A 25,148-nucleotide genomic window follows, 5' to 3' on the forward strand; every position below is an offset into this window, starting at 1 on the left:
GCCGGGGCGGATGCAAATTCCGGTAAGCTATAAGCGCGTATCGTTGTCATCGGACTTCCTACATGGCTCAGCTCGAAGCTCGAAATGGACTCGCCGGCTTGCGCGTGTTGCTCGGCGTTTCGGGCGGCATCGCGGCGTACAAGGCGTGTGAGCTTGTGCGTCGTCTGCGCGAGGCGGGCGCGGAGGTGCGCGTGGTGTTGACCGAAAACGCGGCGCGCTTCGTCACTCCGCTGACGTTCCAGGCGTTGTCGGGGCAACCGGTGCGCTCGGGCCTGTGGGACGAGGCCGCGGAAGCGGCGATGGGGCACCTCGAACTTGCGCACTGGGCACAGCACATCGTGATCGCCCCGGCGAGCGCCGACCTGGTCGCGCGCCTCGCCCATGGTTTCGCCGACGACTTGCTCACCACGCTGTGTCTTGCCAGCACCGCGCCGCTCGCAATCGCGCCGGCGATGAACCTGCGCATGTGGGCGCATGCCGCAACGCAGGCCAACGTCGCCACCCTGCGCGGGCGCGGCGCGGCCTTTCTCGGTCCCGGCGAAGGCCGCATGGCCGAAGCCGAATCCGGCCTCGGCCGGCTGCTCGAGCCGCATCAGATCGTCGCGGAGCTCGCCGCACTGCGCGGCCCGAAAGCGTTGACCGGCAAGCGCGTATTGGTCAGCGCCGGGCCAACCTACGAGGACATCGATCCGGTGCGTTTCATCGGCAACCGCAGTTCGGGGCGCATGGGTTTCGCCGTGGCCCAAGCCGCGATGGAGCAGGGTGCGAGCGTAGAACTCGTTGCCGGACCGGTGCATCTGCAGACGCCAGCGGGCGTCGCGCGCGTCGACGTGCGCAGCGCGCGCGACATGCGCGAGGCGGTGCTCGCGCGTGCGCAGCACAGTGATATCTATATCGGTGCCGCAGCGGTCGGCGATTTTCGTCCGCACGAAGTCGCCGCGCACAAGTTGAAGAAGACCGGCGGCGCGTTGACGCTAAGCTTGAACGAGAATCCCGACATCCTCGCCGCGGTCGCCGCGCTGAAGCAACGACCCTACGTCGTCGGCTTCGCTGCCGAGACGCAGAACATCGAGGGTTATGCGCGAGCGAAGCTCGAGCGCAAGAAACTCGATCTGATCGCGGCGAACAAGGTCGGCGAAGGCGAGGGATTCGATGCTTGCCAGAACGAGATTCTGCTGATTTCGCGCGACGGCGCCGAGCGCCTGGCGCGCGCCGACAAACTCGCGCTCGCGCGTCAGCTCGTCGAGCGTATCGCGGAAAAATACGCAGATTGGGAATCGTCGAACGGGAATCGAAAAGATACTGGTCGAGCGCGATCCAAGGCGCGCGCCCCGCGGCGCACGAGAATGCGCGGCAAATGATCGACGTCGAACTGAAAATCCTGGATTCGCGGCTTGGCAAGGAAATCGCGCTGCCTGCGCGAGCAACGCCGGGATCGGCGGGCATGGATCTGCGCGCAGCGCTCGATGCGCCGCTGATACTCGAGCCAGGCGCGAGCGTGCTGGTCCCGACCGGCATCGCAATTCATGTCGGAGATGTGAACTACTGCGCAGTTATTCTTCCAAGATCGGGACTGGGTCACAAACACGGCCTCGTACTCGGCAATCTCGTCGGTTTGATCGATGCGGATTACCAAGGACCGTTGATGATTTCGTGCTGGAATCGCGCTGCGGCTGCCTATACCATCGAGCCGGGGGAACGCATCGCGCAGCTGGTCTTTTTGCCGGTCGCGCATGCGCGATTTCGTGTGGTCGAAGAGTTCGATGCCAGTGAACGCGGCGTCGGCGGATTCGGTCACTCCGGCAGCGTGTAAGCCGCAGCTGCCGCCCCGGAACGACACTGGGGAGATCGAGCGTGGGAACTTGGCTGGCGAGAAAGAAACCTGACGTTTTATCCGACGCCGAACTGGCGGGCGAAAAACGGCAAGGCGAAGACGCTGCGGTCAAACCGGCGCAACAGGAAGCAGCGGGAAACGCGGGCTTGGCTCGCTACGCGATGCTCGTCGGCGCCCTTCTGCTGTGGATACTCGGCGGATTCTTCGTTTGGCAAGCGTGGTTGGTCCAGACCGAGCAACGCGACCTGGAGCGAATCGCTGCACTGCGCGACAGTGCGGCTGAGGCGCTCGGCCAACTCGTGAGCGAGACACGTACGCGCTTGCAGCGGGCACTGGCGAGTAGCGCGGTTACGACGCCGCTTGCGGAATCGTGGGAGAACGGACGCGAAGCCGCGACCCAGGCGATGAAAGGAGTGATGCCCGAGCTGATCGCCATCGATTTTCATCGCCCCGATATTTCCGACGTGTTGGCTGGGGATTTCGCCAAGACGGGCTATGCGCGTTCGGCAATGCTCGTGCAAGCGAGCCGCAGCCACGAGCCGGCGCCTGCGCAGTCGGCCATGAGCGAAGGAGCCAAGCGTGTGCTCGTGTTCGCGCTGCCGGTGACGAGTCAACATGAAATCTTGGCCTACGCCTATGCCACGCTGCCTTTCGAACCCATCCTTGCAGCATTCCGCAAATTCGAACCGGGGGCGGGCAGGCTCGAGCTGCGTCAAGGTGCCGGAGCGGGCGGCACGATGCTCGTCAGCATCGGTTCGGCAACGGATCAACTGTCCGACAACGCCGACAAACAGGTGGCGAACAGCCTCTTCCGCGTGGCGAACGTGCCGCCAACGTCGCTGATCATGACACCTCGTAGTCTGCTTCTGCTGGGCCTGCTTGCGTTGTTGAGCCTGGCTTCAGGCGGAATGATGTTCTATGCCCGCTTGGTTGGTTGGCGCGTGGCATTCGATTCGTTGCTGCGGCGCAAGCAGGCGGCAAGCCTGGCCACCATGGAAGAACTTCCCAAGGAGCCCATGTCGATGTCGCCAGCTCAAACCGCAGCCAAACCTGCCAAGCCCGTCGTTCCTGTTGAAGAGCAGGATATTCATGTCAGCCGCAGCATGTTCCGCGCCTATGACATTCGCGGCGTGCTCGGCAAGACCTTGAACGCCGACGTCGCGCGCCTGATCGGCCGCGCCATCGGCAGCGAGATGGCGAGTCGCGGGCTGAAGACGATCGCAGTCGGCCGTGACGGGCGCCTGTCCGGGCCTAGCCTGTCCGCGGCCCTGATCGACGGTCTGCGCTCGACCGGTGCTGACGTGACCGACATCGGTGCGGCACCGACACCGGTACTGTACTTCGCCACCCATCACCTGAATCTCGGCTCCGGAGTCATGGTGACCGGTAGCCACAACCCGCCCGACTACAACGGTTTCAAGATCGTGCTCGGCGGCGAGACGCTGGCCGAGGACGCGATCCAGAAACTCTATCAACGCATCGCCGACAAGGATTTTGCGACTGGCACAGGCCAGCTCGAGAAGCGCAATCTGAATGCGGACTACATCGAACGCATCGCCAGCGACGTGCGCCTGCATCGACCGCTCAAGATCGTCGTCGATTGCGGCAACGGTATTCCGGGCGCGATCGCGCCGCAACTGTTCGAGCGCCTCGGCGCCGACGTCGTGCCGCTGTTCTGCGAGGTCGACGGCAACTTCCCGAACCACCACCCCGATCCGTCCGACCTGCACAACCTCGAGGACCTCATCCTCACGGTCAAGCAGATCAAGGCCGACCTCGGCATCGCCTTCGACGGCGACGGCGATCGCCTCGGTGTCGTCACTCCCGCGGGCGAGGTGATCTTTCCCGATCGCACGCTGATGCTGTTCGCGCGCGACGTGCTCACGCGCAACAAGGGCGCGACGATCATCTACGACGTCAAGTGCACGGGCAAGCTCGCGCCGGTGATAGAGAAGGCCGGTGGCGTGCCGCTGATGTGGCGTACCGGGCATTCGCTGATCAAGGGCAAGATGCGCGAGACGGGTGCGGCGCTGGCCGGCGAGATGAGCGGACACTTCTTCTTCAAGGAGCGTTGGTACGGCTTCGACGACGGCCTTTATGCTGGGGCGCGGCTGCTCGAGATCCTCTCGGGCGATGCGCAACAGCGTTCGCCACAGGCGATCTTCGAGGAACTGCCGAACAGCGTCAGCACGCCGGAGCTCAAGATCGAGCTCACCGAAGGCGAGCACTACAAGTTCATCGAGCGCTTCCAGAGGGAAGCGAAGTTCGAAGGCGCGAAGATCAACACGATCGATGGCGTGCGTGCCGACTGGCCGGACGGCTGGGGCCTGGTGCGCGCTTCGAACACGACGCCGGTGCTCGTGCTGCGTTTCGATGCCGAGAGCATGGAAGTGCTCAAACGCGTGCAGAATCTATTCCGTGCGCAGTTGCTCGCGATCAATCCGAAGCTCAAGTTGCCGTTCTGAGGCTGGAGCCCGATTCGTCGGGCTCTGCTCTATGCCCGCCCGCGTTCCTTGCTATTGCGCGTCGGTCTTCTGCTGCGCGGCGCGCAGTTCGCGATAGCGGGCCAGCTCGGCCTTCGCCCTGAGTTCGGATTCGGCGCGATCGGCAAGTTTGTTCGCGGTGAACTTCTGTTGCGCGGCGACATTGGCGCGCAAGGTTTCGATCTGCTGTTTGACCGTCGGCGGCACCGGCTTGCCGTCGCGTTCGAACGTCGATGCGTAGACGAGTTGCTCGGCCAGGCTCTTTTCCTGGATCGCCTCGCTGACTTTGACGTTGGCGAGTTCCTGGTCGATCGCTGCGAGACGGCCCGTCTGCGCGTCGATCAAGGCTTGCTCGGAGGTATAGGCCCGCAGCATTTGCTGGTCGGATTGCGCTGCTTCGGCGGCACGCCGTTTTTCCTGCGCCGTTGCAGCGGCCGCGCTTGCGTCCGCACTCTTTTCCGCGGCAGTCTTGACCCGGTCGACGTGCTTGACCACGTTGCCGCGGCTGTCGATGACGTCATAGCCGACCTGCAGCGCTTCCGCGGTCGGCGAGTCGGCGTACTGCACGGCACCATGCGAATCGGTCCAACGATAGCGGTTGTGCGCCTTGCCTTGCGGCCAGGCCAGCGAGGTGGCCATCGTCAGGCCGAGAATCAATGCGAACGTGATGGGGAGGCGCATGTCGAAGAGATCTCCGTTTCGTCAAGCATACAAGGTTCGTGTGTGCGCAGATCGTGCGTGCCGCCGCCTCATTCAGCGGCGGCATAGGCCTGGCGGTAGGCTTGCATCTTCTCGCGATGTACGGCGAGTTCTGCACGTGCGTCGATCAGTGCAAACAGTTCGGCGAGGCGCGCGATCGCGATCACCGGTATGCGGAATTCATGCTCGACTTCCTGCACGGCCGAGAGCGCACCCTGGCCGCGTTCCTGGCGATCGAGAGCGATCAGGATGCCGGCGGGCGTCGCCCCGTGCGCCGCGATCAGCGCCAGCGACTCGCGGATTGCCGTGCCCGCGGTGATCACGTCGTCGACGATCAGCACGCGGCCGGCGAGTGGCGCGCCGATCACCACGCCGCCTTCGCCATGCGTCTTCGCCTCCTTGCGGTTGAACGCGATCGGTACATCTCGCTGCGCGATTTCGGCGAGCGCGATCGATGTGGCGGTCGCCAACGAAATCCCCTTGTACGCAGGTCCGAACAGCATGTCGAAGGCGACGCCTGAGTCGAGTGCCGCCTGCGCATAGGCGCGCCCGAGCGTAGCCAGCGCTGCACCGGAAGCTATCAAGCCGGCGTTGAAGAAGTACGGACTGACGCGGCCCGATTTGAGCGTGAATTCGCCGAAGCGCAGCGCATTCTTGGCGAGGGCGAGGTCGAGGAAGGATCGCTGATGGGGAAGCATGTGCAGGCAGGATCGGGCAGTGATGCGATGTATTATCGCCTCTCGTCTTCAGTCTTACATCCACGATGCGCATTATCACCTTCAATGCCAACGGCATCCGTTCCGCCGCGAACAAGGGCTTCTTCGACTGGCTGAAGAAGCAGAACGCCGACGTCGTTTGCCTACAGGAGACCAAGGCACAGGAGGATCAGCTCAGCGATCCGATGTTTCGCCCCGACGGCCATCACTGCTTCTACCGCGACGCGACGACGAAGAAGGGCTATAGCGGTGTCGCGATCTACGCGAAACGCGAGCCGGACGAAGTGCGCACCGCGCTCGGCTGGGCGCCGTTCGATGACGAGGGTCGCTACATCGAGGCGCGTTTCGGCAAGCTCAGTGTCGTCTCGTTCTACATTCCGTCGGGCACCTCGGGCGAGGAGCGGCAGGATTTCAAGTTCAAGGTCATGGACTGGCTCAAGCCGATCTTCGCCGAGTGGCTCAAGTCCGGCCGCGACTACGTGCTCTGCGGCGACTGGAACATCGTACGCGCGAAGAACGACATCAAGAACTGGACCTCGAACCAGAAGAATTCCGGCTGTCTGCCCGAAGAACGTGCTTGGCTCAACGGCTTGATCGCCGACGCGCACGGTGACGGCCTCACACCGCCGCCGCGGACCGGCTGGAACGACGCCTTCCGCGTCGCCAAGCCCGACACGGTCGAATATACCTGGTGGTCGGCGCGTGGCGCGGCGCGCACGAACAACGTCGGCTGGCGCATCGACTACCAGATCGTCACCCCGGGCATGGGCAAGAAAGTGAAGAGCTGCGAGATCACTCCCGCACCGCGCTTTTCCGACCATGCGCCGATGCTGGTCGACTACCAGTGACGGATGCACCGCCGCGTATCGACGTGCCGGCTGGCGCGCAACGCACGCGCACGCTCAGCGCAATCACCTTGCTCGGATTCGGCTCCGGCCTGCCCGTGGCGCTGTCGTTCTCGACGCTCGAGGCCTGGTGCGCGGTCAGCGGCTTGAGCCTCAAGACCATCGGCGCGATCAAGCTCGTCGCGCTCGCCTACGTGTTCAAGTTCCTCTGGGCGCCGCTGATCGATCGTTTTTCACTACCGGTTCTTGGCCGGCGCCGCGGCTGGATGCTGTGGACGCAGCTTGGCATCGTCGTCGCCCTCGTGCTGATCGCGGGCCTGTCGCCACAAACCTCGCTGCCGGCGATCGCCGTGCTCGCAGTCGTGCTGGCGACGCTGTCGGCAACGCAGGACATCGCCGTCGATGCCTATCGCGCCGATCAGCTCCTGCCGCAGGATCGCGGCCTCGGCGCCGCCCTGGGCGTCGGCGGTTATCGCATCGCGATGGTCGTCTCGGGCGGCTTTGCGCTGATCCTTGCCGGTTCCTACGGGTTCCGCTTTGCGTATCTGGCAATGGCGGCTTTCATGGCCATCGGCATCGTCGGCACGCTGATCGCGCCGGAGCGGCGCGTTGCCGAAGAATCCGCGCATTCCCTTGTGAAAGCCTATGTCGAGCCATTGCGCGAATTTCTTGCGCGAACCAAGGCGCTGCATTGGCTCGCGCTGATTCTCGTCTACAAACTCGGCAATGCGTTCGCGTTGAGCCTATCGAGCACATTTCTGCTGCGCGGCGCCGGCTATGCACTGAGCGATGTCGGCTGGGTCAACAAGGTGTTCGGGTTAGCAGCGACCGTCGTCGGCGCCTTCGCCGGCGGCCTGCTGCTCGAGCGCTGGTCGCTGCGTCGTGCGCTATGGATTTTCGGCGTGCTGCAGGGCTTGGGCGCGCTCGGATTCTTCGCCATCGCGCTCGGCTGGCAGGGTTATCCGGCGCTGGTGACCGCAGTGGCGGCGGAGAATTTCACTTCGGGCCTCGGTACTGGCGCATTCGTCGCGCTGCTGATGGCGCTTTGCGACAAACGGTTCAGCGCGACTCAGTACGCGCTGTTCAGCGCGCTTGATTCGGCCGCGCGCATCTTCGTCGGCCCGCTCGCGGGTTGGGTTGCGGCGGACTACGGCTGGGTCGTCTATTTCGCCGTGAGCCTTGCCTGCGCGGTGCCGGGCCTGCTGTTGCTGCTTGCGCTGGGTGGGCAATTCGCGCGCTTCGACGTGAAGTCGTCGACGACTTAGCCGTCTGCGTAATAGACGCCGCCGAGGACGCGCGCCCCACGCGCACCGGTGACCGTATGCACGTTTGGCGCGGCGCGGCTGTCGAGTCGCTCGCGCGCAAGCCAGGCGAAGGTCATCGCCTCGACGAAATCGGGATCGATGCCTAGGTCGGCGATGCTCGCAACGTGAACCGGCGCGAGCGCTTCCGTGATCGCGGCCATCAGCACTGGATTGTGCACGCCGCCGCCGCAGACCCAGACTTCGCGCGTGTCGCGCGCCTGCGTGCGGATCGCGTCGGCAATCGTGATCGCCGACAGCGCGACCAGCGTTGCCTGTACGTTCTTCGGCGCGATCGCGAGACCGCGCAGGTGCTTGGCGAGCCAAGTCAGATGAAACACTTCGCGGCCGGTGCTTTTCGGCGGCGGCTCGGCGAAGTACGGCTCCGACAGTAGGCGCGTGAGTAGCGTTTCGTCGACGTGGCCGGATGCGGCGAACACGCCGTCCTTGTCGTAGGGCTGGTCGCGATGTTTGCCGATCCATGCGTCGAGCAGACAGCTCGCCGGGCCTGTGTCGAAGCCGCGCAGCGGCTGCTTTGCGTTGCTTGACAGGATCGTGATATTGGCGATGCCGCCGAGGTTGAGCACGACGCGGGTCTTCTTATCGCGCGCAAGCATCGCCGCATGGAACGCGGGCGCGAGCGGCGCGCCGTGGCCGCCCGCGGCGATGTCGCGGCGGCGGAAGTCGGCGACGGTGGTGATGCCGGTCAGCTCCGCAATCACGTTCGGATCGCCGAGCTGCATTGTGTAAGGCGCAGGGCCGAGCGGGCGATGGCGCACGGTCTGACCATGCGAGCCGAGCGCGCGAATTTTCTTCGCATCGACGCCTTCACGCTTGAGCAAATTATTCGCGGCCGCGGCGAATGCGCGCGCGATTTCGACATCGAGCGCACCGAACTCATCGAGCGCGATGCGTCCGTCGCCCTGCGCGAGCGCGAGGATGCGTCGGCGCAGATCGTCGGGATACGAATGGGTGAGACTGGCGAGCAGCTTCGGCCCGCGCGCGAACGAAGCCAGCGCAACATCGATGCCGTCGGCGCTGGTGCCGGAGATCAGGCCGAGGTACAGCGAGGCCATGCGATTCTCAAAAGCCTAACGCTGCGAGGAAGCCGCGAAAAACACGCCGGAAGACTTCATAAAGAATGCCGCTTTCCTTCTCGGCAGTTCGACTATTCAAGACTTCACGGTTCAACGTCTGCCGCCGGTGTCTATTTCGCCGAAGCGAGTTGCGTGGCCTCGAGCTTGTTGAGCCGCGCCAGCATCGGCTGGGTCTGGCTGCGGAAGCGCGCGAGTTCGACGCCGGGCAGCGGCTCCGGCGGCAGCGTCGTCACCGTCAGCGGATTACGGTGCTGGCCGTCGACACGGAATTCGTAGTGCAGGTGCGGACCGGTGGCCAGGCCGGTCATGCCGACGTAGCCGATCGTCGAGCCCTGCGCGACGTGCTGGCCGACCTGGTAGCCACCGAGGCGCGACATGTGGCCGTAGAGCGTGGTCGTGTGCGGGTTGTGCTGGACGATGACGACGTTGCCGTAGCCGGGCTGCCAGCCGCGGAAGGCGATCTTGCCGTCGCCGGCGGAGCGGATCGGCGTGCCCTGCGGCGCAGCGTAGTCGACGCCCTTGTGTGCGCGCATCGTGCCGAGGATCGGATGCATGCGCGCGACCGAGAAATACGAGGTGATGCGCGAGAAATCGAGCGGCGTGCGCAGGAAGGTCTTTTTCAGCGGTCGGCCTTCGCCGCTGTAGTAGCTGGTCTCGCCCGCGCTGTTGGTGAAGCGGAACGCCGAGTAGCGCTTGCCCTTGTTGACGAAGGTCGCGGCGATGATGTCGCCGTCGCGCAGGCGCTCGCCCTCGCGGTAGACGTCGTCGTAGAGCACGGTGAAGCTGTCGCCCTGGCGCAGGTCCTGGGCGAAGTCGATGTCGTAGCCGAACGCATTGGCGAGCTGCAGCACCATCGCGTCGCTCATGCCGGCCGCTTCGCCCGCGCCGAATAGCGAGGAATCGATGCTGCCATGGGCAACGTGGGTGCGGCGCTCGATATTGCGATCGAGCGGGGTTTGCTTGATGCCGTCGGTGGTGAAGCTCGCGATTACGCGCGTGCGGTCGTCGCGGTCGAAGCGAATCGCGCGCAGGCTGCCGTCGTCGTTGCGCAGGAAGGCGAACTCGTCGCCCGGATGGATGCTGCGCAGGCAGCGCGTGTTGCCAGGATCGTCGAGCAACCGCGCGAGGTCGGTGGCATTGAGGTTCTGCTGCTGAAAGATATCGGCGAGCGTCTGTCCGGACTTGACCTTGACCACCTGCCAGGCGCTGTCATCACTGAGCGGGTCGCTATTGGCCGCGTCGATCGCGGCAGACAAGGCCGCGTCTTCGGGCGATAATGTCGGCAGTGGAAGATCGAGTGTGGTGCGCGGCGCGTTACCCGAATCGCGCATCGCGAGCGCCCAGGTCGGGATCGTCGCACCGGCCGTGATCAGCACCGCGGCAATGGCGCCGGCAAGCACGACATGCCTGCGTCGCCAGGACAGCGGTGACTTCGCGAGATTTTGTATAAAAGTCCACTTTGCTGCATTCGTGGACGCGTCGGCTGCGCCGTTCCGTGGGGCGGTGCGCTTGGCACAAGAGTGGTTTTGGTTCAGGTTCACGGCCAGTTTCCGACAAAACAGGCCGTACCATATCCAGTCGAAAACCGTGCGTCAATCCTTTGTTTTTCAAGGATTTCCGGCGGGTTTCTCGAATAATGATTTTTTAACTTCGATCTGACGGAAACTGAACGGATCGGATCGTCTGGAAAAGTATACTTTGCACGAAAATCGGGTGAATACGACGATGTCAACGGAAATCCAAGCGCCCCTGGACCTGATTGGCCGCGGTGCCGAGGAAATCATCAAGCGCGAGGACCTCGAGGCGCGCCTCAAGCTCGGTCGACCGCTGCGGATCAAGGCTGGCTTCGACCCGACTGCGCCGGACCTGCATCTCGGCCATACCGTGCTGCTCAATAAGATGCGTCAGTTCCAGGACCTCGGCCATCAGGTGATCTTTCTGATCGGCGACTTCACCGGCATGATCGGCGACCCGACCGGAAAGAACGCCACGCGCAAGCCGCTCAGCCGCGAGGACATCGAGGCCAACGCGAAGACTTACGCCGACCAGGTGTTCAAAGTGCTCGATCGCGAGAAGACCGAGGTGCGCTTCAATTCCGAATGGTTCGGCAGGATGGATGCGGCCGGTATGATCAAGCTCGCGGCCAAGCACACCGTCGCGCGCATGCTCGAGCGCGACGACTTCGCCAAGCGCTACAAAAGTAATCAGCCGATCGCGATCCACGAATTCCTCTACCCGCTCGTGCAGGGCTACGACTCTGTTGCATTGCAATGCGACGTCGAGCTTGGCGGTACCGACCAGAAGTTCAACCTGCTCGTCGGCCGCCAGTTGCAGGAAGAGGCCGGCCAGCTGCCGCAGATCGTGCTGACCATGCCGCTGCTCGAAGGCCTCGACGGCGTGCACAAGATGTCGAAGTCGTTAGGCAACTACATCGGCATCAACGAGCCGGCGATCGACATCGTCAACAAGACAATGAAGATCGGCGACGAGCTGATGTGGCGCTGGTACGAGCTTCTGAGCCTGGACCGTTCGGCGGCAGACATCGAAAAGATGAAGCGCGAAGTTGCGGATGGCCAGCTGCATCCGCGCGACGCCAAACTCGCGCTCGCACGCGAGCTGGCGACGCGTTTCCAGGGCGCGGCTGAGGCGGAACGCGCGATCGAGCAATGGAATGCGCTCGTGCGCGAACAGCGCGTCGATGTCGACCTGCCGCTGCAGGACGTCGCCGTGCCGGCGGAAGGCATCCGCGTCGCGCCGCTGTTCGTCGCGGCCAAGCTCGCGGCGAGCAACTCCGAAGTCACGCGCAAGCTCAACGAGAAGGCGGTGCGTATAGACGGCGCCGTGGTCGAGGATCGCGAACACACGCTTGCCGCGGGCGGCGAGCATCTGCTGCAGATCGGCAAGCGTTCGTTCGCACGGGTTCGTTTGGTTGCCGCATAGCCCGTATCGCGCTGCTCAGCGCCTGCAGGAAAGCTGCGTCCGGGGGCTTGACGAAACGGGAATTGGTTGTAGGATTCGCGGCCCTTCGTCGTGCGGCCGGAAACGCTGCGGTGCGGCAAAGGGCGACCTTCCTGGTCGTCGGCAAGGCGAAGCAAAAAAGTCGTTTCGCGGGTGTTGACGAATCGGAAATCGGATGTATGATTCGCCCCCCTTCGATTGGTGCCGCCGCTGGCGAGATCGAAGGGCGAAATACCGGCAAAACTTTTTCGAAAATGTTTTCAAAAAGGTGTTGACGGATACGAAAATGGTTGTATAGTAGGCGGCTCTCTCGGACGAAATGTTCGGGACGCGAAAGCGGAAACGCTGAGCAAGAATTCGATCTTTGACAGTGTGCGCAGGTGACTTGTGTGGGCGCCTTGGAGTGGACAACACGTCCATCGAATCAAGAGCGTCATCAAGTCGATCGAGAAATCGGTCAAATTTGAGTAATCAAAGCAGCTTGGTTTCACTCTCTAAAGTAATTTGTCAGCAGCAATGCTGACTGCAATTTCAACTGAAGAGTTTGATCCTGGCTCAGAGTGAACGCTGGCGGCATGCCTAACACATGCAAGTCGAACGGCAGCACAGCAGTAGCAATACTGTGGGTGGCGAGTGGCGGACGGGTGAGGAATACATCGGAATTTGCCCTGTCGTGGGGGATAACGTAGGGAAACTTACGCTAATACCGCATACGACCTAACGGTGAAAGCGGGGGATCGCAAGACCTCGCGCGGCTGGAGAAGCCGATGTCAGATTAGCTAGTTGGCGGGGTAAAGGCCCACCAAGGCGACGATCTGTAGCTGGTCTGAGAGGATGATCAGCCACACTGGGACTGAGACACGGCCCAGACTCCTACGGGAGGCAGCAGTGGGGAATATTGGACAATGGGCGCAAGCCTGATCCAGCAATGCCGCGTGTGTGAAGAAGGCCTTCGGGTTGTAAAGCACTTTTATCTGGAGCGAAATCTGCAGGGCTAATACCCATGCAGTCTGACGGTACCAGAGGAATAAGCACCGGCTAACTTCGTGCCAGCAGCCGCGGTAATACGAAGGGTGCAAGCGTTACTCGGAATTACTGGGCGTAAAGCGTGAGTAGGTGGTTTCTTAAGTCTGCTGTGAAAGCCCCGGGCTCAACCTGGGAATTGCAGTGGATACTGGGAAGCTAGAGTGCGGTAGAGGGTAGTGGAATTCCCGGTGTAGCGGTGAAATGCGTAGAGATCGGGAGGAACACCAGTGGCGAAGGCGGCTACCTGGACCAGCACTGACACTGAGTCACGAAAGCGTGGGGAGCAAACAGGATTAGATACCCTGGTAGTCCACGCCCTAAACGATGCGAACTGGATGTTGGGTGCAACTTGGCACTCAGTATCGAAGCTAACGCGTTAAGTTCGCCGCCTGGGGAGTACGGTCGCAAGACTGAAACTCAAAGGAATTGACGGGGGCCCGCACAAGCGGTGGAGTATGTGGTTTAATTCGATGCAACGCGAAGAACCTTACCTGGCCTTGACATGTCCGGAATCCTGCAGAGATGCGGGAGTGCCTTCGGGAATCGGAACACAGGTGCTGCATGGCTGTCGTCAGCTCGTGTCGTGAGATGTTGGGTTAAGTCCCGCAACGAGCGCAACCCTTGTCCTTAGTTGCCAGCACGTAATGGTGGGAACTCTAAGGAGACCGCCGGTGACAAACCGGAGGAAGGTGGGGATGACGTCAAGTCATCATGGCCCTTACGGCCAGGGCTACACACGTACTACAATGGGAGGTACAGAGGGTTGCGAAGCCGCGAGGCGAAGCCAATCCCAGAAAACCTCTCTCAGTCCGGATCGTAGTCTGCAACTCGACTACGTGAAGTCGGAATCGCTAGTAATCGCGAATCAGCATTGTCGCGGTGAATACGTTCCCGGGCCTTGTACACACCGCCCGTCACACCATGGGAGTTGGTTGCTCCAGAAGCAGGTAGTCTAACCGCAAGGGGGACGCTTGCCACGGAGTGGTCAATGACTGGGGTGAAGTCGTAACAAGGTAGCCGTATCGGAAGGTGCGGCTGGATCACCTCCTTTCGAGAACGACGTGCACTCCACGGCGTCCACACAAGACACCTGCATTCAGAAAGCATCAGGGCCTAGGGCTTATAAGGCCCGCTGCGCCCAGGTAACCCCGGGGCTGTAGCTCAGCTGGGAGAGCACCTGCTTTGCAAGCAGGGGGTCACCGGTTCGATCCCGGTCAGCTCCACCAGATTTGAAGAGTTTTTGGGTCTGTAGCTCAGGTGGTTAGAGCGCACCCCTGATAAGGGTGAGGCCGGTGGTTCGAGTCCTCCCAGACCCACCATTTCTGAATGCCTGCACACTAAACGAATTTTTCTTGCCGAGCGTTGAGGCTCGACAAGGTTCTTTGACAACTTGGGACGTAACAAGCGTCTGATCTCTCACCGAGATTAGATGTGTCGTTGAGGCAATTAGGCGATTTATCAGTAAGTTGATCGATCCGAAGGCAACTTTGGGTTATATGATCAAGCGAATAAGCGTCTACGGTGGATGCCTTGGCGGTCAGAGGCGATGAAGGACGTGACAGCCTGCGAAAAGCACGGGGGAGCCGGCAATAGGCATTGAGCCCGTGATGTCCGAATGGGGAAACCCACCTCGCAAGAGGTATCCCGATCTGAATATATAGGATTGGGAAGCGAACCCAGGGAACTGAAATATCTCAGTACCTGGAGGAAAAGAAATCAACCGAGATTCCGCTAGTAGCGACGAGCGAACGCGGATTAGCCCAAAAGTCGTATATGTTTTAGCCGAACGGTCTGGAAAGTCCGGCCATAGCGGGTGATAGCCCCGTAAGCGAAAGGGCATATACGATGAAAGTGAGTAGGGCGGGGCACGTGAAACCCTGTCTGAACATGGGAGGACCATCTTCCAAGGCTAAATACTCCTGACCGACCGATAGTGAACCAGTACCGTGAGGGAAAGGCGAAAAGAACCCCGGAGAGGGGAGTGAAATAGAACCTGAAACCGTAGATGTACAAGCAGTGGAAGCCGCAAGGCGACTGCGTACCTTTTGTATAATGGGTCAGCGACTTACTTGTCTGTGGCAAGCTTAACCGTATAGGGAAGGCGAAGGGAAACCGAGTCTGAATAGGGCGAATAGTCGCAGGCAGTAGACCCGAAACCAGGTGATCTAGCCATGCCCAGGGTGAAGGTGCGGTAACACGCACTGGAGGCCCGAACCCACTCCTGTTGCAAAAGTAGGGGATGAGGTGTGGCTAGGAGTGAAAAGCTAACCGAACCTGGAGATAGCTGGTTCTCCTCGAAAGCTATTTAGGTAGCGCCTCGTGCGAACACTCTTGGGGGTAGAGCACTGTTATGGCTAGCGGGTCATCGCGACTTAGCAAACCATGGCAAACTCCGAATACCAAGAAGTGCTACACGGGAGACACACGGCGGGTGCGAACGTCCGTCGTGAAAAGGGAAACAACCCAGACCCGCAGCTAAGGTCCCAAAATCATCGCTCAGTGGAAAACGATGTGGAAAGGCATAAACAGCCAGGAGGTTGGCTTAGAAGCAGCCACCCTTTAAAGAAAGCGTAATAGCTCACTGGTCGAGTCGGTCTGCGCGGAAGATTTAACGGGGCTAAGCGATGTACCGAAGCTCGGGGTGCACATTCCTTCGGGAGTTGTGCGCGGTAGAGGAGCGTTCTGTACGCCTGCGAAGGTGGATCGATAGGTCTGCTGGAGGTATCAGAAGCGCGAATGCTGACATGAGTAACGATAATGGAGGTGAAAAGCCTCCACGCCGAAAGCCCAAGGTTTCCTCGCGCAACGTTCATCGGCGCAGGGTGAGTCGGTCCCTAAGGCGAGGCGGAAACGCGTAGTCGATGGGAATCTGGTTAATATTCCAGAACCGCTCGTGATTGCGATGGAGTGACGGAGAAGGTTAGGTGTACCGGGCGTTGGTTGTCCCGGGGAAAGGAGGTAGGCATTGAGGGTTGGCAAATCCGCTCTCATCTATGCCGAGCACCGAGACGAGTCCTTTTAGGACGAAGTCACTGATACCACGCTTCCAGGAAAAACTTCTAAGCTTCAGATCACGAGGACCGTACCGTAATCCGACACAGGTAGGCAGGGTGAGAATCCCAAGGCGCTTGAGAGAACTCGGGTGAAGGAACTAGGCAACATAGCACCGTAACTTCGGGAGAAGGTGCACCCAGGATCGTGGCTACATGCGTAGCTGAGCGATCTTGGGTCGCAGTGACCAGGCCGCTGCGACTGTTTATCAAAAACACAGCACTCTGCAAACACGAAAGTGGACGTATAGGGTGTGACGCCTGCCCGGTGCTGGAAGGTTAATTGATGGGGTCAGCCGCAAGGCGAAGCTCTTGATCGAAGCCCCAGTAAACGGCGGCCGTAACTATAACGGTCCTAAGGTAGCGAAATTCCTTGTCGGGTAAGTTCCGACCTGCACGAATGGCGTAACGACAGCGGCGCTGTCTCCACCCGAGACTCAGTGAAATTGAAATCGCTGTGAAGATGCAGCGTTCCCGTGGCAAGACGGAAAGACCCCGTGAACCTTTACTATAGCTTTACACTGAACGTTGAGTTCTTCTGTGTAGGATAGGTGGGAGGCTACGAAGTGCAGGCGCTAGCTTGCATGGAGCCAACCTTGAAATACCACCCTGAAGTGCTTGACGTTCTAACCTAGGCCCGTAATCCGGGTCGGGGACCGTGTATGGTGGGTAGTTTGACTGGGGCGGTCTCCTCCCAAAGAGTAACGGAGGAGCACGAAGGTACGCTCAGCACGGTCGGACATCGTGCAATGTGTGTAAAGGCATAAGCGTGCTTGACTGCGAGATCGACGGATCAAGCAGGTACGAAAGTAGGTCTTAGTGATCCGGTGGTTCTGTATGGAAGGGCCATCGCTCAACGGATAAAAGGTACTCCGGGGATAACAGGCTGATACTGCCCAAGAGTTCATATCGACGGCAGTGTTTGGCACCTCGATGTCGGCTCATCACATCCTGGGGCTGTAGCCGGTCCCAAGGGTATGGCTGTTCGCCATTTAAAGTGGTACGCGAGCTGGGTTCAGAACGTCGTGAGACAGTTCGGTCCCTATCTGCCATGGGCGTTGGATGTTTGAGAGGGGCTGCTCCTAGTACGAGAGGACCGGAGTGGACGAATCTCTGGTGTTCCGGTTGTCACGCCAGTGGCACTGCCGGGTAGCTATATTCGGAAGCGATAACCGCTGAAAGCATCTAAGCGGGAAGCGCGCCTCAAGATGAGACATCCCGGAGCTTAAGCTCCCTAAAGGAACCATCAAGACTAGGTGGTTGATAGGTCGGGTGTGTATCGCAGTAATGCCGAGCTAACCGATACTAATGATCCGTGTGGCTTGATCATATAACTCAAAGTCGCTTTGGCTTTGAAAGAACTAACTCACTGAGAACTCGCCAAGCAATTGACTCAATACACGTCGCTCGATGAGAGCTCGACGCAAGTTACGTCCCAAGTCCCAATGCTGCGTTTGCGCGGATTCATTTATGAATTCCTGAGCGCGAACGCCAACGATTCCCTGGCGGATACAGCAGTGTGGTCCCACCCGTTCCCATCCCGAACACGGAAGTGAAACGCACCCGCGCCGATGGTAGTGTGGCTTAAGCCATGTGAGAGTAGGTCACTGCCAGGGGCTTCATCCAAAACCCTCGAGTCGAAAGGCTCGGGGGTTTTCTTTTGCGCGGAGCATGCTCCCTTCTTCCGGCTACGCAGCCGGCCGCAAGTTACGGCTCGACGCGTTGTTTGGAGCCTGCATTGCGCGGATGGCTTTGCGAATGCTCCAGGAAATCCGCGATCGCCTTAGCCACCGATTGCGCATCTTCCAGATGCAGATGATGGTTGCCGGGCAGGCGCACGAGGGTCGCGTTCGGCATCTGTGCCGCGCGCGCAAGCATCAGGCTTTCGGGGATCTGCATTGCCATCGGTTCGGCAAGCACGAACAGCGTTGGCGCCTGCACGCCGGCGAGAATCGCGAGCACCTGGTCTTCGCTGAAACGTTGCGGCGAAGCCGGCATCAGGCGCGGATCGGACGACCACGACCAGCCGCCCTCGACTTCGCGGATGCCACGCAGTACGAGCGCACGCGCCGCCGCCTCCGACAAATCGCCAGCCTTGCGTCTCGCCGCAATAGCGATCTCGACGTTAGTGAATATACGCAACGCCTTGCCAGCGCTTTCGTGGAATTGAGTGATGCCCTTCTGCAATTGCGCCAACGACTTTTCCACCGGCGCGCTGACTGCGCCGGCGACCTCGATCAGGAATAACTTCTGTACGCGCTCGGGAAATGCTGCGGCGATAAAGCTTGCGACCCCGCCGCCCAACGAATGGCCCAATAGGCTGAATGTTTTCCAGCCCAGCGAATCCGCGGCGGCCAGAACATCGTCGAGATAGTCGACGAAGTGATAACGCACGCCGAGCGGTCGATGCTGCGAGCGACCATGGCCAGGCAGATCGAGCGCTACCAAGTGAAATTGCGTCGCGATCAGCGGCGCCAGCGCGTCGAAGCTGGCGGCGTTGTCGAGCCAGCCATGGATGGCAAGCAGCGGCGGCAGGGTGGGATCTCCCCATTCTTTCGCCGCCAACTGCAGGTGAGGTGTGGCTATCGTGCGTTCACGCGCCTGCATGCGCTTCCTTCGTCCAGCCTTGCAGATGCCGCCGAATCAGCGCCGCGAGCATATCGACATGTGTTCGCTCGGCGTTGAGCGCAGGAATATATTCGAGCGATTCGCCGCCTGCCGCGATGAAGCGCGCGCGACCGCGGATCGCGATCTCCTCCAGCGTTTCCAGGCAGTCGGCCGCGAAGCCGGGGCAGAGAATCTGGATCCTGCGCACGCCTTCGCCTGGCCAGCGATCGAGCAGTTCCTCGGTGTAAGGCTGAATCCAGACTTCGCGACCCACGCGCGACTGGAAGCTCAGCGCGCACTCCTCCTCGCCCAGATCGAGTCGGGCGCGCAGCCGTTGCGCGGTCGCCCGGCAATGGTCGAGATAAGGGTCGCCGCGATCAATGCAGCGCCGCGGCAAGCCATGGAATGACAACAGCAGCTTCTGTGCACGTCCGTGATCCCGCCAGTAAGCCTGCACGCTCGCGGCGAGCGCGTCGACATAACGTGTGTCGTCGTGATAGTCGTTGATAAAACGCAGCTCGGGCGGCCAGCGCAGTGCTTGCAGCGCCCGCGTTACCGCGTCGAAGGCCGAGCCGGTCGACGCGGCGGAATATTGCGGATACAACGGCAGCACCAGTAGTCGGCGCACACCTTCGGCATGCAGGCGCGTGATCGTCTCACGCACCGAGGGATTGCCGTAGCGCATGCCCAGTTCCACGCGCACGCTGTCGGGCGCGAAGGCATCGCAAAGTTTTGCGGCCAGCTCGCGGCTGTGCACAAGCAGAGGGGAACCCTGCCCGGTCCAGATGCTCGAATAGGCATGTGCCGATCGAGCGGGCCGTATGCGCAGGATCACGCCGTGCAGGATCGGCCACCACAGCCAGCGCGGCGTCTCGATCACGCGTGGATCGGACAGGAATTCGGCAAGGTAGCGGCGAACCGCCGTCGCGGTGGGCGCTTCAGGCGTGCCGAGGTTGACCAGAAGCACTGCCGTTTTGGCGACGGGCATCTGCCCTGAAGCCGTTGGAGAGGCGATAATGTCGCTCATCGCGCGATTATACGTGTGCGTGCCGCCGTCCCGGTTGTCGGCACGTTCATGCGCGCAGGTTTACTTTTTCTCCATTGCTGCATCGAGGATAGGCATGTGAAAAACTGGCTGTTCGTTCTGGGATTGATTCTAGGTTGCGCACCTGCCGCGTTTGCCGGCGAGACGGAAAATCAGCGTGCGGCCAACGCCGTGCGCGTGTTGCGCGATCTGACCCAGGCGCCCGACAAGGGCCTGCCGTCCGACATGATCGCCAATGCGTATGCGGTTGCGGTGATCCCGGATGTGATCAAGGCCGGCCTCGTGATCGGCGGTCGGCATGGCTTGGGCTTGATTTCGGTGAAGACCGAAAACGGCACTTGGAGCAATCCGAGTTTCATCTCGATGTCGGGCGGCAGCATCGGCTTCCAGGCCGGCGTGTCTTCGACCGACGTGATCCTCGTGTTCCGCACCCAGCGTGGCGTCGATTCGATCGTGCACGGCAAATTCACGCTCGGCGCCGACGCCTCGGCCGCAGCCGGTCCGGTAGGGCGCAGCGCGCAGGCTTCGACCGATGCGCAGATGAAGGCGGAAATCTTTTCGTATTCGCGTGCGCGCGGCCTGTTCGCCGGCGCTGCACTCGACGGCTCGGTCATCTCGATAGACAACGATGCAAACGCGGCAGTCTACGGCGCGGGAGTGACACCGCGGCGCATCTTTGCCGGCGGCGTCAGCAACGTGCCGAGCGCGATCGTCGATTTCCGCGACCGGTTGGAGGAATACGGCCACTGAGCCGGCATGTCTGCGATGCGATATCATCCCCAGTCTTGGCAGTAATGGTTTTTGGAGGGCGTATGGGTGGTTTCAGCATCTGGCACTGGCTTATCCTTCTCGTTATCGTCGCGCTCGTGTTCGGCACGAAGCGCCTGCGCAACATCGGCGAGGACGTCGGTCAGGCGATCAAGGGTTTCCGCAAGGGCATGTCCGATCCGGACAATCAGGCGCAATTGAAGGCCGACCCGCCCGCGCAGGGCGAGAACGCAAAAAGCCAGTCCGACAAGGTCGACTCCCACTAGCCGACCAAAGCGTTGCTGCCATGTTCGATTTCAGTTTTGGCGAAATCGGCTTGATCGCCGTGGTCGCTCTACTCGTGCTCGGCCCCGAACGCTTGCCACGCGTGGCGCGTACCGCGGGTGCGCTGGCTCGGCGCGCGCGCAACAGCTGGCAGAGCGTGCGCGATGAGATCGAGCGGGAGTTGCAGGCCGAGGATCTCAAACGCAGCATCGAGGAAGCGAAGTCCGCCGCTGCCGACCTGCAGAACGACATCCGCAACGTCTCGGCCGAAGTTCATTCCTCGATAGAAAAGACCGCCGCTGATGTCGAGGCGGCCGCGCCGCCGACCATTTCGGCAGTGCCCGCGAATCCATCTCAGGGCGACCCCGGTCATGAGCAGCACTGAATCCGGCGACGAAGGCGAGCAGAGTTTCATTTCGCACCTCGTCGAACTGCGCGAACGCCTCCTCAAGGCGGTTGCCGCGGTGATGGTCGTGCTGCTGTGCCTGCTGCCGTTCGCGAACAAGCTGTATGGCTGGCTCGCGCTGCCGTTGGTGTCACATCTGCCGCAGGGCGGGACAATGATCGCCATCGAGGTGATCTCACCGTTCCTGATCCCGGTCAAGTTCGCGTTTTTCGTCGCGCTCGTGGTCGCGATGCCGGTCGTGCTCTACCAGCTTTGGGCGTTCGTCGCACCCGGTCTGTACAAACATGAAAAACGCCTTGCGGTACCGGTCCTCGTCTCGGCGGTGGTCCTGTTCTACATCGGTTGTGCGTTCGCCTACTTCCTCGTGCTGCCGGCTGTGGCTAAATTCACCGCCGGTTTTGCGCCCGCCGGGGTGACCGTATCGCCCGACATCGGCAAATATCTGGATTTCACCCTGATGCTATTCCTCGCCTTCGGTTTGTGCTTCGAGATTCCGGTCGTATTGCTGATTCTCGTCCTCGTCGGCATGGTGACCCCGGCACAGCTCGCCGAAAGCCGCCGTTATGCAATCGTCGGCGCATTCGTGATCGCCGCGTTCCTCACCCCGCCCGATGCGCTGTCGATGCTGATGCTGGCGATTCCGATGTGCGTGCTCTACGAGCTCGGCATTGTCGGCGCCCGCATCCTGACCCGATCGCAGCCGGAGCAAAGCTCGGACGCGACTGGGACCTGAGAACCCGGCATCAGGGTTGACGCGCTTCACCGGCGCGGAATGGCGGTGCGTATCGCCGACTTTGTATCATTGTGAAAATTTGCACTGTGCTGCGCCCGCACGTTGCATTTCACCCGCTCCTGTATACAATGTTTGCGCAATCATCTCGAAGCGGTTTACACCCTATCCGGAGTACCCTATGGCAAAGAACGAAGAAGAGACCCGCGACGCTTCGTTGCGTGTTTCCAAGAAGGTGCGTGATGCGCTCAAGGCTGCTGCCGCAAACGCAGGGCGCCCGTTGTACGACGTGACCAACGAAGCAATCAACAACTTCCTCGCCAAAGCCGCGACGACGCGCAAGGCAAAGAAGTAAGCAGGGCCAACGAATCGCACGATCCGCAACACAGATGTTGCGGCCAGGGAAAAAGAAAGCGGCCATAGGCCGCTTTTTTGTTGCCAGTGATTTGCAAAATGCCGCTTTCTATACAATGCGGCATTCCGTCGATCTACTCCACCGGCGGCAGCACTCCGATCACTTCCGGTATCGTCGTGATCCCGCGTGCGACTTGCGCCGCCGCGGACACGCGCAACGGCCGCATGCCCTCGGCAAGGGCGGCTTCGGTCAACCGCCCGAGATCGATCTCGGGCTGGATCATGCGTCGGATCGGCACGGAAATGCGCATCATTTCGTAGATGCCGGTGCGGCCAAGGAAGCCGGTATTGCGGCATTCCAAACAACCAGTGGGGCCGTAGGCACGCGCGGGAGGAGGAACGTTCCAGCGATGCACGAGCGCATCCCAGGCGCGCAGGTCGAGTTTCGTCTCGGCCTTGCAGTGCGGACATAGCATGCGCACGAGTCGCTGGGCGACCACGCCGGTCAGGGTCGATTGGATCAGGTAATGCGGCGCGCCGAGATCGAGCAGACGCGGCAACGCACTCGGCGCATCGTTCGTATGCAGGGTCGAAAGCACCAGGTGCCCGGTCAGCGAGGCCTGGATCGCCATCTGCGCGGTCTCGAGATCGCGAATTTCGCCGACCATGATGATGTCGGGGTCCTGGCGCATCAGCGTACGCACGCCCGTGGCGAAGTCGAGGTCGATCGCGGTCTGCACCTGCATCTGGTTGAACTCGGGGCAGACCATTTCGATCGGGTCTTCGACCGTGCAGACGTTGATATCTGGCGTCGCCAGATGCTTCAGCGTCGAATACAGCGTCGTCGTCTTGCCCGAGCCGGTCGGGCCAGTGACGAGGACGATGCCATGCGGCCGTTCGACCAAGGCGCGCCAGATCAACTCCTCGTCCATCGAGAAGCCGAGCTGGCGGAATTCTTTGACCACGATGTCCGGGTCGAAAACGCGCATGACGACCTTCTCGCCGAACGCGGTCGGCATCGTCGACAGGCGTAGCTCGACCTCGCGTCCGCCGCTCGAGCGCGTCTTGATGCGGCCGTCCTGCGGACGGCGCTTTTCGGCGAGGTCCATGCGGCCGAGGATCTTCACGCGTGCGGTCACCGCGGTCATCACCGGCGTCGGCAGCTCGAACACTTTGTGCATCACGCCGTCGATGCGAAAACGGATCGGACTCATGTCGCGGCGCGGCTCGAGATGGATGTCGGAGGCGCGCTGCTCGAAGGCGTACTGCAGCAACCAGTCGACGATGTGCACGACATGGCGGTCGTCGGCGCCGACGTCGCCGGACTTGCCTAGTTCCAGCAGCTGCTCGAAGTTGAGGATCGCGTTGGCGTCGGTTTTGGCGTCGCGCGCTTTCTGGATCGAGCGCTGCACGCCGTAGAATTCGGCCAGATAGCGTTGCAGATCGACCGGGTTGACGACGACGCGGCGTATTTCGCGACGCAATATATGGCCGAGGTCGGCGAGCCAGCGCGTGTCGAAAGGTTCGCAAATCGCGATCGTCACATGCTGCGCGCTGACCTCGACCGGCAGGATGCGGTAGCGCTGCGCGTACGCGTGCGAGATCACCTGGGTGACCGCAGAGACGTCGATCTTCATCGGATCGATCTTGAGGTAGGGCAGCGCGGCCTTCTCGGCCAGCCACAGGCTCAACACTTCGAGGCTGAGCGGCTTCTTGTCGCGTGCGTTGGCCAGTTTCAGATTGGCGATCAGGACGAGCGGATGCAGCTCGATCTGGTTGCGTGTCGAACGCGCGTCGGCGCGAACCTTGACTATCTCTTCTTCGCCGAGAATGCCGTCGCGCTTGAGCGCGCCGAGCACTGTTTCGAGATCAAGCTTGCGGTGCAGCGAGAGCTCCGGGTCGGGCTTGTGCGCAGGCACCACGGCCGGCGTATTACGTTGTGGCACGATGGCCATGAAAACTCCCCGATTCGCTTTGCTGGCGCGGCGTAGGCGCGCTCCAGCCGATATACTAGCGCGCTTTCCGCCAGCAACCGCGCAGATAGTGTGAATCCGATGCCAGGCCCGACTTTCCAGGACATCATCCAGACCCTGAACCGCTACTGGGCCGCGCAGGGCTGTGTGCTGCTGCAGCCGCTCGACACCGAGGTCGGCGCCGGCACGTTCCACCCGGCCACCTTCCTGCGCGCGCTCGGTCCCGAGCCGTGGGCCGCGGCCTACGTGCAGCCCTCGCGCCGACCGACCGACGGCCGCTACGGCGAGAACCCGAACCGGCTGCAGCATTACTACCAGTATCAGGTCGTGATGAAGCCGAATCCGGACAACATTTTGGATTTGTATATCGGCTCGCTCAAAGAACTCGGTGTCGATCCGCTCGTGCATGACCTGCGCTTCGTCGAGGACAACTGGGAATCGCCGACGCTCGGCGCCTGGGGCCTCGGCTGGGAAGTCTGGCTCAACGGCATGGAAGTCACCCAGTTCACCTATTTCCAGCAGGCCGGTGGCCTCGAATGCCGACCGGTGACGGGCGAGATCACCTATGGTCTCGAGCGCCTGGCGATGTACCTGCAGAACGTCGACAACGTCTATAACCTGGTCTGGACGAAGGCGCCGCACGGCGTGGTTACCTACGGCGACGTGTTCCATCAGAACGAAGTCGAGCAGAGCACGTACAACTTCACGCACGCCAACGTCGAAAAGCTGCTCGCCTGGTTCGACACCTGCGAAGCCGAGGCGAAAAAGCTCGTCGAGGTGGGTCTGCCGCTGCCGGCCTACGAGCAGGTGATGAAGGCCAGCCACACGTTCAATCTGCTCGACGCGCGCCGCGCAATCAGCGTGACCGAACGCCAGCGCTACATCCTGCGCGTGCGCACTCTCGCACGCGCGGTCGCGGAGGCGTACTACGCGCAGCGCGAGAAGCTCGGATTCCCGGGTTTGAAGAACAAGAAGGAAGCCGCCTGATGTCC

19 protein-coding genes, 2 tRNA genes and 3 rRNA genes are annotated in these 25,148 nt (G+C 61.4%); 17 read left to right on the top strand and 7 right to left on the bottom strand.

Annotated elements, in window-relative coordinates; genetic code table 11:
* The first annotated feature begins 62 nt into the window (after positions 1-62).
* From coaBC to F455_RS23525, 3 genes are all read left to right on the top strand, one after another.
* Entirely contained in the window at positions 63-1,361 is a 1,299-nt protein-coding gene (gene coaBC, locus F455_RS19875; protein WP_051084126.1) for a bifunctional phosphopantothenoylcysteine decarboxylase/phosphopantothenate--cysteine ligase CoaBC, read from the top strand.
* Positions 1,358-1,813: a dUTP diphosphatase gene (gene dut, locus F455_RS0105405; RefSeq protein ID WP_018972259.1), complete on the top strand. Its 456-nt coding sequence runs from the start codon at positions 1,358-1,360 to the stop codon at positions 1,811-1,813. The genes coaBC and dut overlap by 4 nt, the downstream gene beginning before the upstream one ends.
* A 182-nt stretch (positions 1,814-1,995) precedes the next feature.
* A complete protein-coding gene (locus tag F455_RS23525) occupies positions 1,996-4,299 on the top strand; it encodes a phosphomannomutase/phosphoglucomutase (protein ID WP_018972260.1) in 2,304 nt (767 codons plus the stop codon).
* 51 nt (positions 4,300-4,350) lie between these two features.
* Here F455_RS23525 and F455_RS0105415 read toward each other — a convergent pair whose 3' ends face one another.
* Together F455_RS0105415 and pyrE are read right to left on the bottom strand one after the other, a co-directional pair.
* Positions 4,351-4,998: a DUF4124 domain-containing protein gene (locus tag F455_RS0105415; RefSeq protein WP_018972261.1), complete on the bottom strand. Its 648-nt coding sequence runs from the start codon at positions 4,996-4,998 to the stop codon at positions 4,351-4,353.
* 68 nt (positions 4,999-5,066) lie between these two features.
* Positions 5,067-5,714 (bottom strand): orotate phosphoribosyltransferase, encoded by a 648-nt coding sequence (gene pyrE / locus F455_RS0105420; RefSeq protein ID WP_018972262.1) that lies wholly within the window; start codon positions 5,712-5,714, stop codon positions 5,067-5,069.
* A gap of 65 nt (positions 5,715-5,779) precedes the next feature.
* Between pyrE and F455_RS0105425 the strand changes: the two genes are divergently transcribed.
* Positions 5,780-6,580, top strand: a complete 801-nt coding sequence (locus F455_RS0105425) for an exodeoxyribonuclease III (RefSeq protein WP_018972263.1) — start codon at positions 5,780-5,782, stop codon at positions 6,578-6,580.
* Positions 6,577-7,842, top strand: coding sequence for an AmpG family muropeptide MFS transporter (locus tag F455_RS0105430; protein WP_018972264.1), 1,266 nt, complete (start codon positions 6,577-6,579; stop codon positions 7,840-7,842). The genes F455_RS0105425 and F455_RS0105430 overlap by 4 nt, the downstream gene beginning before the upstream one ends.
* Here F455_RS0105430 and F455_RS0105435 read toward each other — a convergent pair.
* Together F455_RS0105435 and F455_RS0105440 are read right to left on the bottom strand one after the other, a co-directional pair.
* Entirely contained in the window at positions 7,839-8,954 is a 1,116-nt protein-coding gene (locus F455_RS0105435; RefSeq protein WP_018972265.1) for an anhydro-N-acetylmuramic acid kinase, read from the bottom strand. The two genes, F455_RS0105430 and F455_RS0105435, sit on opposite strands and share 4 nt — an antisense overlap.
* A 131-nt stretch (positions 8,955-9,085) precedes the next feature.
* The gene (locus F455_RS0105440; RefSeq protein WP_245539939.1) at positions 9,086-10,516 is read right to left on the bottom strand and encodes an OapA family protein; all 1,431 of its coding nucleotides are present in this window, start codon (positions 10,514-10,516) and stop codon (positions 9,086-9,088) included.
* A gap of 184 nt (positions 10,517-10,700) precedes the next feature.
* Here F455_RS0105440 and tyrS point away from each other — a divergent pair, with 184 nt between their 5' ends.
* From tyrS to rrf, 6 genes are all read left to right on the top strand, one after another.
* Positions 10,701-11,915, top strand: coding sequence for a tyrosine--tRNA ligase (gene tyrS, locus F455_RS0105445; protein WP_018972267.1), 1,215 nt, complete (start codon positions 10,701-10,703; stop codon positions 11,913-11,915).
* A 550-nt stretch (positions 11,916-12,465) separates the two neighbouring features.
* Positions 12,466-14,010 (top strand): 16S ribosomal RNA (locus F455_RS0105450).
* Between the two features lie 99 nt (positions 14,011-14,109).
* Positions 14,110-14,185, top strand: a tRNA-Ala gene (locus F455_RS0105455).
* Positions 14,186-14,201: 16 nt separating this feature from the next.
* Positions 14,202-14,278: transfer RNA gene (locus tag F455_RS0105460), tRNA-Ile, on the top strand.
* A gap of 179 nt (positions 14,279-14,457) precedes the next feature.
* Positions 14,458-17,339, top strand: a 23S ribosomal RNA gene (locus tag F455_RS0105465).
* A gap of 171 nt (positions 17,340-17,510) precedes the next feature.
* Positions 17,511-17,625: ribosomal RNA gene (rrf, locus tag F455_RS0105470) — 5S ribosomal RNA — on the top strand.
* The 16S, 23S and 5S rRNA genes sit together here with 2 tRNA genes alongside, the layout of an rRNA operon.
* Positions 17,626-17,716: 91 nt before the next feature.
* Here the strand turns inward: rrf and F455_RS19880 are convergent.
* Together F455_RS19880 and hemH are read right to left on the bottom strand one after the other, a co-directional pair.
* Positions 17,717-18,616 (bottom strand): alpha/beta fold hydrolase, encoded by a 900-nt coding sequence (locus F455_RS19880; RefSeq protein WP_018972268.1) that lies wholly within the window; start codon positions 18,614-18,616, stop codon positions 17,717-17,719.
* On the bottom strand, positions 18,603-19,643 hold the full coding sequence (gene hemH, locus F455_RS0105480) for a ferrochelatase (RefSeq protein ID WP_051084127.1): 1,041 nt from the start codon (positions 19,641-19,643) through the stop codon (positions 18,603-18,605). The genes F455_RS19880 and hemH overlap by 14 nt, the downstream gene beginning before the upstream one ends.
* Positions 19,644-19,739: 96 nt before the next feature.
* Here hemH and F455_RS0105485 point away from each other — a divergent pair, with 96 nt between their 5' ends.
* From F455_RS0105485 to F455_RS22890, 5 genes are all read left to right on the top strand, one after another.
* Entirely contained in the window at positions 19,740-20,411 is a 672-nt protein-coding gene (locus F455_RS0105485; RefSeq protein ID WP_018972270.1) for a lipid-binding SYLF domain-containing protein, read from the top strand.
* Between the two features lie 62 nt (positions 20,412-20,473).
* Positions 20,474-20,695, top strand: coding sequence for a Sec-independent protein translocase subunit TatA (gene tatA, locus F455_RS23530; RefSeq protein ID WP_018972271.1), 222 nt, complete (start codon positions 20,474-20,476; stop codon positions 20,693-20,695).
* A gap of 20 nt (positions 20,696-20,715) precedes the next feature.
* Positions 20,716-21,078 carry a Sec-independent protein translocase protein TatB gene (gene tatB / locus F455_RS19885; protein ID WP_018972272.1) on the top strand — a complete coding sequence of 121 codons (363 nt, stop codon included), beginning with the start codon at positions 20,716-20,718 and terminating at the stop codon, positions 21,076-21,078.
* Positions 21,065-21,832 (top strand): twin-arginine translocase subunit TatC, encoded by a 768-nt coding sequence (tatC, locus tag F455_RS0105500; RefSeq protein ID WP_018972273.1) that lies wholly within the window; start codon positions 21,065-21,067, stop codon positions 21,830-21,832. Before tatB ends, tatC begins: the two co-directional genes overlap by 14 nt.
* Before the next feature lie 178 nt (positions 21,833-22,010).
* A complete protein-coding gene (locus F455_RS22890; RefSeq protein WP_018972274.1) occupies positions 22,011-22,184 on the top strand; it encodes a hypothetical protein in 174 nt (57 codons plus the stop codon).
* A 133-nt stretch (positions 22,185-22,317) separates the two neighbouring features.
* Here F455_RS22890 and tfpB read toward each other — a convergent pair whose 3' ends face one another.
* Positions 22,318-24,138: a type IV pilus assembly ATPase TfpB gene (gene tfpB / locus F455_RS0105510; protein WP_018972275.1), complete on the bottom strand. Its 1,821-nt coding sequence runs from the start codon at positions 24,136-24,138 to the stop codon at positions 22,318-22,320.
* A gap of 99 nt (positions 24,139-24,237) precedes the next feature.
* Between tfpB and glyQ the strand changes: the two genes are divergently transcribed.
* Positions 24,238-25,143 (top strand): glycine--tRNA ligase subunit alpha, encoded by a 906-nt coding sequence (gene glyQ, locus F455_RS0105515; protein ID WP_018972276.1) that lies wholly within the window; start codon positions 24,238-24,240, stop codon positions 25,141-25,143.
* Positions 25,144-25,148: the final 5 nt, after the last annotated feature.

The sequence above is a fragment of the Rudaea cellulosilytica DSM 22992 genome, assembly GCF_000378125.1.
In the GTDB taxonomy this organism is placed as follows: Bacteria; Pseudomonadota; Gammaproteobacteria; order Xanthomonadales; family Rhodanobacteraceae; genus Rudaea; species Rudaea cellulosilytica.

Excerpts from the sequence above, each read along its gene's own strand:
- coaBC (WP_051084126.1), top strand. The coding sequence starts at position 63 with ATGGCTCAGCTCGAAGCTCGAAATGGACTCGCCGGCTTGCGCGTGTTG.
- dut (WP_018972259.1), top strand. The coding sequence starts at position 1,358 with ATGATCGACGTCGAACTGAAAATCCTGGATTCGCGGCTTGGCAAGGAA.
- F455_RS23525 (WP_018972260.1), top strand. The coding sequence starts at position 1,996 with ATGCTCGTCGGCGCCCTTCTGCTGTGGATACTCGGCGGATTCTTCGTT.
- F455_RS0105415 (WP_018972261.1), bottom strand. The coding sequence starts at position 4,998 with ATGCGCCTCCCCATCACGTTCGCATTGATTCTCGGCCTGACGATGGCC.
- pyrE (WP_018972262.1), bottom strand. The coding sequence starts at position 5,714 with ATGCTTCCCCATCAGCGATCCTTCCTCGACCTCGCCCTCGCCAAGAAT.
- F455_RS0105425 (WP_018972263.1), top strand. The coding sequence starts at position 5,780 with ATGCGCATTATCACCTTCAATGCCAACGGCATCCGTTCCGCCGCGAAC.
- F455_RS0105435 (WP_018972265.1), bottom strand. The coding sequence starts at position 8,954 with ATGGCCTCGCTGTACCTCGGCCTGATCTCCGGCACCAGCGCCGACGGC.
- tyrS (WP_018972267.1), top strand. The coding sequence starts at position 10,701 with ATGTCAACGGAAATCCAAGCGCCCCTGGACCTGATTGGCCGCGGTGCC.
- F455_RS19880 (WP_018972268.1), bottom strand. The coding sequence starts at position 18,616 with ATGCAGGCGCGTGAACGCACGATAGCCACACCTCACCTGCAGTTGGCG.
- hemH (WP_051084127.1), bottom strand. The coding sequence starts at position 19,643 with ATGAGCGACATTATCGCCTCTCCAACGGCTTCAGGGCAGATGCCCGTC.
- tatA (WP_018972271.1), top strand. The coding sequence starts at position 20,474 with ATGGGTGGTTTCAGCATCTGGCACTGGCTTATCCTTCTCGTTATCGTC.
- tatB (WP_018972272.1), top strand. The coding sequence starts at position 20,716 with ATGTTCGATTTCAGTTTTGGCGAAATCGGCTTGATCGCCGTGGTCGCT.
- tatC (WP_018972273.1), top strand. The coding sequence starts at position 21,065 with ATGAGCAGCACTGAATCCGGCGACGAAGGCGAGCAGAGTTTCATTTCG.
- F455_RS22890 (WP_018972274.1), top strand. The coding sequence starts at position 22,011 with ATGGCAAAGAACGAAGAAGAGACCCGCGACGCTTCGTTGCGTGTTTCC.
- tfpB (WP_018972275.1), bottom strand. The coding sequence starts at position 24,138 with ATGGCCATCGTGCCACAACGTAATACGCCGGCCGTGGTGCCTGCGCAC.
- glyQ (WP_018972276.1), top strand. The coding sequence starts at position 24,238 with ATGCCAGGCCCGACTTTCCAGGACATCATCCAGACCCTGAACCGCTAC.